At 70.7% G+C, this 10,197-nt stretch carries 11 protein-coding genes, 1 other RNA gene and 1 pseudogene; 7 read left to right on the top strand and 6 right to left on the bottom strand.

What is annotated here, in order from left to right; translation table 11 throughout:
• Positions 1 to 748 (top strand): bifunctional RNase H/acid phosphatase (locus tag KN815_RS25575; RefSeq protein ID WP_253209238.1); only part of this gene is annotated, 748 nt, incomplete at its 5' end.
• Between the two features lie 34 nt (positions 749 to 782).
• On the opposite strand, the gene eda is transcribed toward KN815_RS25575, so the two are convergent.
• Together eda and yaaA are read right to left on the bottom strand one after the other, a co-directional pair.
• Positions 783 to 1,442, bottom strand: coding sequence for a bifunctional 4-hydroxy-2-oxoglutarate aldolase/2-dehydro-3-deoxy-phosphogluconate aldolase (gene eda, locus KN815_RS25570; protein ID WP_216344271.1), 660 nt, complete (start codon positions 1,440 to 1,442; stop codon positions 783 to 785).
• Positions 1,443 to 1,527: 85 nt separating this feature from the next.
• Positions 1,528 to 2,331: a peroxide stress protein YaaA gene (gene yaaA, locus KN815_RS25565; RefSeq protein ID WP_216344270.1), complete on the bottom strand. Its 804-nt coding sequence runs from the start codon at positions 2,329 to 2,331 to the stop codon at positions 1,528 to 1,530.
• A 187-nt stretch (positions 2,332 to 2,518) separates the two neighbouring features.
• On the opposite strand from yaaA, the gene rnpB reads away from it, so the two are divergent.
• Positions 2,519 to 2,921, top strand: an RNA gene (rnpB, locus tag KN815_RS25560) — RNase P RNA component class A.
• Positions 2,922 to 3,019: 98 nt separating this feature from the next.
• Here rnpB and KN815_RS25555 read toward each other — a convergent pair.
• A complete protein-coding gene (locus KN815_RS25555; protein ID WP_216344269.1) occupies positions 3,020 to 3,649 on the bottom strand; it encodes a TetR/AcrR family transcriptional regulator in 630 nt (209 codons plus the stop codon).
• A 70-nt stretch (positions 3,650 to 3,719) separates the two neighbouring features.
• Between KN815_RS25555 and KN815_RS25550 the strand changes: the two genes are divergently transcribed.
• From KN815_RS25550 to KN815_RS50725, 3 genes and pseudogenes are all read left to right on the top strand, one after another.
• Entirely contained in the window at positions 3,720 to 4,589 is an 870-nt protein-coding gene (locus KN815_RS25550; protein ID WP_216344268.1) for a ketopantoate reductase family protein, read from the top strand.
• A gap of 51 nt (positions 4,590 to 4,640) precedes the next feature.
• The gene (locus KN815_RS52595; RefSeq protein WP_443732330.1) at positions 4,641 to 4,925 is read left to right on the top strand and encodes a hypothetical protein; all 285 of its coding nucleotides are present in this window, start codon (positions 4,641 to 4,643) and stop codon (positions 4,923 to 4,925) included.
• Positions 4,867 to 5,043: pseudogene (locus KN815_RS50725) on the top strand (transposase); the annotation flags it as partial. The gene KN815_RS52595 and the pseudogene KN815_RS50725, both read left to right, overlap by 59 nt.
• Before the next feature lie 14 nt (positions 5,044 to 5,057).
• Here the strand turns inward: KN815_RS50725 and KN815_RS25540 are convergent.
• Positions 5,058 to 6,023 carry a GlxA family transcriptional regulator gene (locus tag KN815_RS25540; protein WP_216344267.1) on the bottom strand — a complete coding sequence of 322 codons (966 nt, stop codon included), beginning with the start codon at positions 6,021 to 6,023 and terminating at the stop codon, positions 5,058 to 5,060.
• Positions 6,024 to 6,199: 176 nt separating this feature from the next.
• Here KN815_RS25540 and KN815_RS25535 point away from each other — a divergent pair, with 176 nt between their 5' ends.
• Positions 6,200 to 6,580 carry an HD domain-containing protein gene (locus KN815_RS25535; protein ID WP_216344266.1) on the top strand — a complete coding sequence of 127 codons (381 nt, stop codon included), beginning with the start codon at positions 6,200 to 6,202 and terminating at the stop codon, positions 6,578 to 6,580.
• A gap of 544 nt (positions 6,581 to 7,124) precedes the next feature.
• On the opposite strand, the gene KN815_RS25530 is transcribed toward KN815_RS25535, so the two are convergent.
• Together KN815_RS25530 and KN815_RS25525 are read right to left on the bottom strand one after the other, a co-directional pair.
• Positions 7,125 to 8,195 carry a tartrate dehydrogenase gene (locus tag KN815_RS25530; RefSeq protein WP_216344265.1) on the bottom strand — a complete coding sequence of 357 codons (1,071 nt, stop codon included), beginning with the start codon at positions 8,193 to 8,195 and terminating at the stop codon, positions 7,125 to 7,127.
• A 70-nt stretch (positions 8,196 to 8,265) separates the two neighbouring features.
• Positions 8,266 to 9,186 carry a LysR family transcriptional regulator gene (locus tag KN815_RS25525; RefSeq protein ID WP_216344264.1) on the bottom strand — a complete coding sequence of 307 codons (921 nt, stop codon included), beginning with the start codon at positions 9,184 to 9,186 and terminating at the stop codon, positions 8,266 to 8,268.
• Between the two features lie 121 nt (positions 9,187 to 9,307).
• On the opposite strand from KN815_RS25525, the gene KN815_RS25520 reads away from it, so the two are divergent.
• Positions 9,308 to 10,197: alpha/beta fold hydrolase (locus tag KN815_RS25520; RefSeq protein ID WP_216344263.1), on the top strand; the 890-nt coding region annotated here is incomplete at its 3' end.

Below are 10,197 nucleotides of genomic sequence, written 5' to 3'. Positions count from 1 at the left end.
CGCCGCCCTCTCCGCCCCCGTCGCCCCCGTCGCTCCCGCCGGTCCCGCCGCTCCTGCCGACGAGGCCCTCGCCGAGCCCGCCGCGACCGGCGCCCCGGCGGTGGGCTGGGGCTCGGCGGACCTGGGCACCCCCGCCACGTTCGTCCTGCTCCGGCACGGGGAGACCCCGCTCACCCCCGAGAAGCGCTTCTCCGGCAGCGGCGGCACCGACCCGGGACTCTCCGACGTGGGCCGCCATCAGGCCGAGCGGGTGGCGGCGGCGCTCGCCGCACGCGGCACCATCCAGGCCATCGTCACCTCACCGCTGCGCCGCTGCCGGGAGACCGCCGACGCGGTGGCCCGGCGCCTGGGCCTGGACGTCCGCGTCGAGGAGGGGCTGCGGGAGACGGACTTCGGCGCCTGGGAGGGCCTGACCTTCGCGGAGGTCAAGGAGCGCTACCCGGACGACTTGGAGGCATGGCTGGCCTCCACCAAGGTGGCCCCCACCGGCGGCGGCGAGAGCTTCGCGACGGTCACGCGCAGGGTCGCGCTCGCCCGCGACAAGCTGATCGCCCGCTATACAGGCCGTACGGTGCTGCTGGTCACCCATGTCACACCGATCAAAACCCTGGTCCGACTGGCCCTGGGCGCCCCTCCGGAGACCCTGTTCCGCATGGAACTCTCGGCGGCGTCGCTGTCGGCGGTGGCGTACTACGCGGACGGGAACGCGTCGTTGAGGCTGCTGAACGAGACGGCGCATCTGCGGTAGGGGAGCGGCGCATATGAGGTAGGGGCCGCCGACGTCACCCCCGCAGCGCCGCCGCCTCCCGGGCCAGGGACTCGACGCGCCCCCAGTCGCCCGCCGCCGGCGCGTCCGAGGGCAGCATCCAAGTGCCGCCCACGCAGCCGACGTTGGGGAGGGCCAGGTACTCGGGGGCGTTCGAGGCGTTGACACCGCCCGTCGGGCAGAAGCGGGCCTGGGGGAGCGGCGAGGCGAGGGCCTTGAGATACGGGGTGCCCCCGGCCGCCTGCGCCGGGAAGAACTTCATCTCCTCGACCCCGCGCTCCAGCAGCGCCACGACCTCCGAAGTGGTCGAGACCCCCGGCAGATACGGCAGACCGGACGCGTCCAGCGCGCCCAGCAGCCGGTCCGTCCAGCCGGGCGTGACCAGGAAGCGCGACCCGGCGGCGACGGCCGTCTCCACCTGCTCCGGGCTCAGGACGGTCCCGGCGCCGACGATCGCGTCCGGGACCTCCTCGGCGATCGCCCGGATCGCGTCCGCGGCGGCGGGCGTCCGGAAGGTCACCTCGATCACCGGCAGCCCGCCCGCCACCAGCGCACGGGCCAGCGGGACCGCGTGGGCCGCGTCCTGGACGATGATCACGGGGATGACGGGGGCGAGGTCGAGCAGCGAGGAGTCCGGGGAACCGGGGGAGGGCGCGGTGCTAGTCACGGCGCCCATCCTGCCCAGGTGCGGCGTACTACGCAATGACAGTTGCGCATGCCGCAACGCCAACGCCGCCGGAGCGGTTTCCGACTCCCAGGCCCTACAACTCGGTCACCACCACATCCAGCCCCCACGCCTGCCCCGCCCGCTCCGGCGCCGCGGCCTCCACCACGTACCCGAGCCCCCGCAGCGCCTCGACCAGCTCACCGGGCCCGCTCGGCGCGGCCCCGGCGGTCAGCAGGTCCCGTACCATCCGGCCCTTCGTCGCCTTGTTGAAGTGGCTGACGACGGACCGCTTCTCGACCCCGTTCACGATCTTCGACTGGAGCACCCGCACCGTCGCCGTACGCTCGGCGAGCGCCCCCTTGGGCTTCCACGCCGCCGCGTACGCCGCCGACCTGAGGTCCAGCACCAGCCCGCGCCCGGCGGCCCGCGGAATCACCTCGGCCATCGGGGTGCGGTTCCGCCAGTACGTGCCCAGCGCGCCGAGCCCCGGCAGCTTCACCCCCATCGAGCAGCGGTAGGAGGGGATACGGTCGCCGATCCGCACCGCGCCCCACAGCCCGGAGAACACCAGCAGCGACCGGCCCGCCCGGCGCCGGGCGGCGGTGGGGAGGGTGGCCAGGCCGAGCGCGTCGTACAGCACTCCGGTGTAGATCTCGCCTGCGGGCCGGGTCCCGGCCTCGCGCAGCGCCGCGTTCTTGGCGACCTCGCCGCGCAGCCCCTCGCTCAGCCCCAGCACCTCGGCGGCCTTCGTCCCGTCGCCCGAGCACAGCGACACCAACTCGTCCAGGATCTCCGCCCGCGCCTCGCCCAGTTCGGGCAGCGACAGCGCTCCCAGGTCCAGCGGGGAGCGCGAGCCTCCCGTGGCCTTTCCCTCGGACGGCGGCAGCAGGACGAGCACGGCGGATCTCCTCGAACGGTTCGTTGACGGCAGGGCGCGGGGCGGACCCGGCGAACCACGCCCACCCCGCCCGCAGCCTACGACCTCCCGCCAACGCGGCCGGACCGTCAACGCGGCCGGACCGTCAACGCGGCCGGACCGTCGCCGACCGGGCTGAGGCGCCGGGTATCATGGTCATCACGGCGGACGAGTCGGCCGGGCGGTCGCGTCGGGGTCCTTCGGGCCCCGCCGAGGAACGTCCGGGCTCCACACGGCAAGGTGGTGGGTAACGCCCACCCGGGGTGACCCGCGGGACAGTGCCACAGAAAACAGACCGCCGGAGGCTTCGGCCCCCGGTAAGGGTGAAACGGTGGTGTAAGAGACCACCAGCGTCCGAGGTGACTCGGATGGCTCGGTAAACCCCACCTGGAGCAAGGTCAAGAGGAGCCGCCTCACGGCGGCTCTGCGCGGACGATCGAGGGCTGCCCGCCCGAGTCCGCGGGTAGACCGCACGAGACCGGCGGCAACGCCGGTCCTAGATGGATGGCCGCCTCCCCGCGGGCCGCGAGGCCCCCGGGAGACAGAACCCGGCGTACAGGCCGACTCGTCCGCCACCACCACCTGACCCGGCCATACGCCCCGGGCTGGGCGCGCCGACTGTACGGCAGCTCGCCCCCGCTCCTCTTCAAGGCCCTTCCGGCTTGGGTCGTCAGGACCGGATCGGTGGCGCACTCATCGCTGCCGTCAGGAACGTGATCGCCCATCGCCGGGCGGCCTCGCCCGCTACCGGGGGCACGCAGCCAGGGGAGGGCTGCTGGTGGACCTGGAGGCGGTCGACGGCCGTCACGGCAAAGATCCCCCGCATCCGGAACCACAGCTCCTCCGGGGAAAGGCCGGGCAGTACGCGCGCGAAGGCTGCGAAGTAGCGCTCGCGGACCGAGTCCTCGGCCGGGCCGGTCCATCTGCGTGCCTCCTCGGCCGGGTCGCTGAGGATGGTCACGATCAGCCGGGACGTCCGGGCGCCGCCCTCGTCGCCGGCCGGCATCTCGTCGAACAGCGGCCCCGCGAATGCCTCCACCAGTTCGCTGACCGGTGGGTCGGGGGTCCGGGCGAGCAATTTGTCGAGCCCGGCGCACTGGGCAGCGGTGATGGGCTCGACCACGCGGCGGGCGACTGCCGCCATCAGCTCCGCCTTCGAGCCGAAGTGGTAGCCGACGGCGGCCAGGTTCGCTCCGGCGAGTTTGGTGATCGCGCGGACCGAGGTGCCGCGGTATCCGTGCTCGGCGAAGAGGTGTTCGGCCGCGTCGAGGATCTGGGTGCGGGTGTCTGGGGTCGCCACACGGAGGACTCTACATATGTTTGAATGAAACGAACGTATGAATCAAACCAACGTGTGAAAGAGGGCTGTCATGAAGCTGCTCGTGTACGGCGCCGGGGTTTGCGGCAGCCTGTTCGCCGCCCGCATGCACGAGGCCGGCCACGACGTCTCGCTCCTCGCCCGGGGCGAGCGCCTGACCGCCCTGCGCCGGCAGGGAGTGCAGCTCGCAGAGGAAGACGGCCCTGTCAGGCGGGTGCCGGTACCGGTGATAGAGCACCCGGACGGCGAGTACGACCTGATCACCGTCTTCGTCCGCACCCACCAGGTGGATGCGGTGCTGGAATCACTCGCCGGTGTCCAAGGTGACGTGCTGTTCCTGCTCAACTGGGCAGCCGGCCCGGAGACGCTGGGTGCGGTGATCGGCCACGAGCGGGTGCTGCTCGGCTTCCCCACGACTGGCGGCACGATGGACGGCGACGTGGTCCGCTACCGCAAGACCAATTTCATCACCCGCCGGGTCGCGATGCCGATCGGCAGGCCCGACGGCCGTACCACCCCGCGACTGGCACGGATCGTGGAGACGTTCCGTACTGCCGGGATCAACGCCAAGGCCGAGCCGCAGATGGATGCCTGGCTCAGGACACACGCCGCGTTCGGGGTCCCGCTCGGCCAGGCGGTATACGCGGCGGGCGGCCCGATAGCGCTGGCCGACGCCCCGGACGCGGTACGCGGCATGCTCCACCTCATGCGGCAAAACCTCGCCGCGATGGAGACGCCGCCGGTACCTCGCGCGTTCGTCGCGCTGCGGGCTCTGCCGCAAGGGCTCCTTGTGGCCGTGCTCCGGCGCTTCCTGAAGAGCCCGACGGCCGTGCACAGCGGACTCAGCGACCCCTCGCCTGCCACGGCGGCCGAACTCGAGCGGCTGGCCGAACAGCTCCGTGCCCCTGCGGGAGCCCGCTAAGCGACCCAGGACGGCGAAAACCTCACCACGCACACCACCGCCAGTCCCAGAGTGGGGCTCACTGACGACGCGGTTGAACCGCACGGAACCGAGCTGGCAGTTCGCCCATTGGGTCCCGGTCAAGTCGCAGCCTTCGAACAATACGTTGCGCAACTGCGACGACTGGAAATCCGCTCCTTGCATCCGAAAGCGCAGGCTCTCGAAGGCGCAGCCCTCTGCCTCGGCTGCCTCTACTTCAAGGCCAACGAAGTGTGTGCTGTCAAACTTGACTCCCTTGATGATCGCATCGTCGTCGAGGTCATCGGCTGGCATTTCACCGTGGATCGTGTCCGATGAGTTGTGGGAACGGATCGAGCCGCTGCTGCCCGCCGTACCGCGTCGAGTGGACCACCCGGGACGCAGGCGTCTGGACGACCGGAAGGTCCTGTCAGGGGTCCTGTTCGTGGCTGCGACCGTTTGGCAACAGCGTTAGGAAGCGAAGGTGCGGCGATAGCCCGATGGGCTGGTCCTGGTCATCGCGGTGAAGTGGATACGCAATGACTCCGCGGAGCCGAAGCCGCATCGGTGGGCGATGTCGTCGATGCCGAGGCGAGTGGTCTCGAGAAGTTCGCGCGCACAGGCTACGCGTTGCATGGCCACCCAGTTCATGACGCTCGCTCCGGTCACAGCCCGGAATCTGCGGCGCAGTGTTCGCGTGCTCATGTGGCTGTGCCGGCTGACCGACTCCAGGGTGAGCGGCTCGTCGAGGTGTTCCAGGATCCAGGTGATCACGTCGGTGATCTCGGAGTCGCCGCTGGGCGGGATGTGCTCGATGAACTGGGCCTGTCCTCCTTCACGGTGGGGCGGGCTGACCAGGAAGCGGGCCATCGTGTTCGCGGCGGCCTGACCATGGTCGAGCCGCAGGAGATGCAGGCACAGGTCGGTTCCGGCGAGGACACCCGCGGAGGTGAAGACGCCGGTGTCCTCGACGTAGAGCTCCGCTTCGCGGACCTTGACCGACGGGTGGCGGTCTCGCAGCAGGCCGGCCCAGCGCCAGTGGGTGGTGGCGCTGCGGCCGTCCAGGATCCCGGCCGCCGCCAGGGCGAAGGCGCCCGTACAGATCGACACCATCCGGCTGCCCCGGTTGTATGCGTCATGCAGCCGTTCGACCAGCTCGGCGTCCGGAGACTCAGTGGGGTCCTGCACTCCGGCGACGATCACGGTGTCCGCCGTGTCCAGCCGGTCGAGCGGCTCGACCTCGCGGGGCACCAGCGAGTCTTCCGCGGGAACCGCACTCACCAAGGTCAGCTCGTAGGGGGCGCCGCCGGGCCAGCAGGCGGTCACCCAGTCCGGCCAGCGGCCGAACACCTGCTGGGGAACGGCTACGTCCAGCAGGACGTAGCCCGGCTGCACCACCACTGCGACCTTGGCCGGATCTTTGGGATTAGTGGCCATCTGGCCATCGTGCGGTGATCTCAGTCTTCCTGGGCTGGGCGCATCACGCCGATCACGATAAGTGAGGAGATGCGCAACATGTACGTAGTCGTCGAGACGTGGACACCGCAGCCCGCGTTCTTCACCGCCGACAAGGAGACGCGGAACGACCTGTTCACAGGGGAGGCTGAGGTCAAGTGAGCGTGCTCGAGAATCTGCCGGAGGAGATCGGAGGGTGGCCGCGTACGGCAGCTACGGAGGCCGCTGTCGCCTTCACTGCCGAGCACTCTCCGGAATGGCTGCTCAACCACACTGTCCGCAGTTACTTCTATGCTCGTAGCATCGCCACCGCCAGGAACCTTGCTGCCGGGGTGGACTACGATGACGAGACGCTCTTTCTCGCCACGGTGCTGCACGACATCGGTCTGACCGACGCGGGGCAGGGGCCGAACCGGTTCGAGGTAGACGGTGCCTTCCGGGCCGCTCGATTCGCCCGGGAGCACGGGCTGTCCGATGTCACCGCCGACCAGATCTGGGACGCAGTGGCGGGGGGGCTTTCACGGCTGCGTCGAGGGTGACGGTCATGCAGGAGGCGCGCAGTTCACGGTTGGCCGCCAGCATGCGGTGTTCGAGCCTGTTGGTCTCGTCGTCCTGTCCTTCGGTCCGTAGCCATAGAACTCCTAACAACTCATCGGACACGATCCACGGCGGCCGTTCCGCCCCACACATGCACCAGTCAACAACCTGACGGACCAGCACATTCCAAGGCCATCAAGGCCATTCTGTTAGGAGTTCTTAGTGACTGGGTGGGTTGCTCGGCCGGGGCCCGTCGTAAGAACGGGGCCAACCACGGCAGCCGGCCCCAGTCCTGATCATCCTGGTCTGAGGCTCTGCCAGTGACACCGACGGGGCTCCCTGAGCACGTGGCGCCAGCTCGCCCGGGCATGGGGAGCCCCGTCAGTGTTGTGGGCGGGGTCTGCCGGTATCGCGTCTTGAGCTATCTGTTTCCGCAGAGGGCTTGAGCCCCCGCGCGACCGAATGGCCACGCTAGGGGGCGTCGGGCCCGGGAACGATGCGGTCAGCCACCCGGACCGCCCTGGGGGCAGCCTCACCCCGGGCGCGTCAGACCAGTTCGAGAAGGGCGTCGGTGAATTCCTCCGTCGTGGCCGTGCCGCCCAGGTCCGGGGTGCGGACGGCCGTCTTCGCCAGGACGGTCGCGATGGCGTCGGTGATGCCGGTGGCCGCCTCCGGGTGGCCCAGGTGGTCGAGCATCATGGCGGCGGACCAGATCGCGCCGAGCGGGTTGGCGATACCGCGTCCGGCGATGTCGGGGGCGGAGCCGTGGACGGGTTCGAACATGGAGGGGAAGTCGCGTTCGGGGTTGAGGTTGGCCGCGGGGGCGATGCCGATGCTGCCGGCGACCGCGGCGGCGAGGTCGCTGAGGATGTCGCCGAAGAGGTTGGAGGCCACGACGACGTCGAAGCGCCGCGGGTCGAGGACGAACTTGGCGGCGAGGGCGTCGATGTGTTCCTGGCCCCAGGTCACCTCCGGGTACGCGGTGGCGCGTTCGGCCACCAGCTCGTCCCAGAACGGCATGGTGTGGATGATGCCGTTGGACTTGGTGGCCGAGGTGAGGTGGCCGCCGCGCCGCTCGGCGAGCGAGAAGGCGTAGTCCAGGACGCGGGTGACGCCCTTACGGGTGAACACCGCCTCCTGGACGGCCATTTCCTCCGGGAGCCCCCGCCCGAGGCGGCCGCCGATCTCGCCGTACTCGCCCTCGACGTTCTCCCGGACGACGACGAGGTCCACATCGCCGGGCCCCGCCTCGCGCAGCGGGCTGGGCACGCCCTCGAAGACGCGGATGGGGCGCAGGTTGACGTACTGCTGGAAGCCCCGGCGGATGGGGATCAGCAGGCCCCACAGCGAGACATGGTCGGGGACACCGGGGTAGCCGACCGCGCCGAGCAGGATCGCGTCATGGCCGCGCAGTCGCTCCAGACCGTCGTCGGGCATCATCGCGCCCTCGTTGACATAGCGCTCGCAGGACCAGTCGAACGTCTCGTAGCCGAAGCCCAGGCCGTGCCGGGCGGCGACGGCGTCCAGCACGCGGCGGGCGGCCGGGATGACCTCGTTGCCGATGCCGTCGCCGGGGATCAGGGCGATGCGGTGGGTGGTCGTGCGGCGGTTCGTCATGGAGGGGATTGCAGCAGGGGTGCGCCCACCGCGTCCAAGACGCAGATTCCATGTGCCTTATAGGTCTGCCTTATGGGGCTGCCTTTGGGCCCGCCTTATGGGACTGCTCGGCTTCGGGGGCTGCCGTGGCCGTTGTTACGAACGCCTCCGCCGCCGGTGTCAGCGGGGCCCGGCGGCTGACCAGGGCGATATGCAGGCCGGTGCTCGGTTCGAGGTCCAGGACCAGCGCCCCCGCCCGCTCGGCGAGGCCGCGCCAGGCGTCGGCGACCACGGCCAGGCCGACGCCCCGCAGGACCAGCGGCAGGATCGCCACCCGGTGCTCGGTCTCGACCACGACCGTCAGCGCGACGCCCTCGGCCCGGAGGTCGTCGACGAAACGGCGCATCCCGGTGCCCTGCTGGCCCACGATCAGCCGATGTCCGGCCAACTGCTCATGGCGCACCGGCACACCGGGGCGGAACGGCCCGTCCGGGGGTGTCAGCAGCACAAAGCGCTGTTCGAGCAGTGGGTAGGTGCGTACATCGCCCTGGGGTGCGGCGTCGGGGGAGGCCAGCAGCCCCAGCTCGCATACGCCGGTGCGCACCATCTCCGTCACATCGCGCGGGGTGAACGCGGCCTGCACCCGCACGGACACCGCGGGATGGGCCCGGGTGAAGCGGTCGATCAGCCCGGTCAGCGGCTCGACGGCCTGTGAGGGCGGGGCCGCGATGTCCACCCTGCCCCCGCGCAGCCCGTGCACCGACTCCACGCTGGCCCGCGCGAGCTGGAGGCTGCGCACCGCTTCCCGGGCCGGTGCGATCAGCGCCGTGCCCGCGTCGGTGAGGACCGCCCGGCGGCCGATGCGGTGGAAGAGGTCGCTGCCCAGGTCGCGCTCCAGGGCGCGGATGGCCTGGGAGAGGGACGGCTGGGACAGATACAGCGCGGAGGCCGCCCGGTTGAATCCGCCGTGGTCCACCACGGCCAGGAAGTACTCCAACTGCCGCACATCCACCGCGCCGCCTCCCTGTACTTATCGGACCGCTCGCCGCCCTCACGCGTCCATAGGTGTCGCCTATAAGGATTGTCGTCAACGGGTCTTGGACGCGCACCGCGGCGGCTGCTGGGATCGGATCATGAGCGATGAGCTGCTGGGCGACTTCGACCGCCGGACCCTTGATGTCGAGGGTGTGGGAATCAACGTACGCACCGCCGGGGACGGGCCGCCCGTCCTGCTTCTGCACGGCTATCCGCAGACCCAGATGATCTGGCACCACATCGCCCCGGCGCTCGCGGCCGACCACCGCGTCGTCCTGACCGATCTGCGCGGCTACGGCGACAGCCACAAGCCCGTGTCCGACCCCGGGCACACCACCTATTCCAAGCGGGCCATGGCGCGCGACCAGGTGCTGGTGATGCGGCAACTGGGCTTCGACCGCTTCGCGGTCGTCGGCCATGACCGGGGCGGCCGGGTCGGCCACCGGCTGGCCCTGGACCATCCGGCGGCGGTCTCCGCGCTCGCGGTGCTCGACATCGTGCCCACGCGGTACGTCTTCCAGCACGCCGACATGGACTTCGGGCTCGGGTACTACCACTGGTTCTTCCTGGCGGCGGAGAACGGCATCCCGGAACACCTCATCGGGCAGGACCCCGCGTTCTGGATCCGTACCCGGATGGGGGCCCGCCACAGTGGCGGAACCCCGTTCGACGAGGCGGCCCAGGTCGAGTACATCCGCTGCTTCTCGGACCCCGCGGCCATCCACGCGAGCTGCGAGGACTACCGGGCCGCCGCCTCCATCGACCTGGTCCACGACGACGCGGACGCCGCCGCCGGCCGCCGGGTCACCGCACCGCTGCTGGCCCTGTGGGGCGCGCACGGCTTTGTCGGCCGCCACTACGACGTACCGGAGGTGTGGCGCGGCTACGCGGACGATGTGCGGGGGCAGGCCCTGCCGTGCGACCACTACCTGCCCGAGGAGGCGCCGGACGAGACGCTGCGCCACCTGCGGACGTTCCTCGCGGACTA

The sequence above is a fragment of the Streptomyces niphimycinicus genome, assembly GCF_018883605.1.
GTDB lineage: Bacteria > Actinomycetota > Actinomycetes > Streptomycetales > Streptomycetaceae > Streptomyces > Streptomyces niphimycinicus.
Note: the sequence above shows the minus strand (reverse complement) of the source record. Positions and strands in the feature narration are given on the sequence as shown.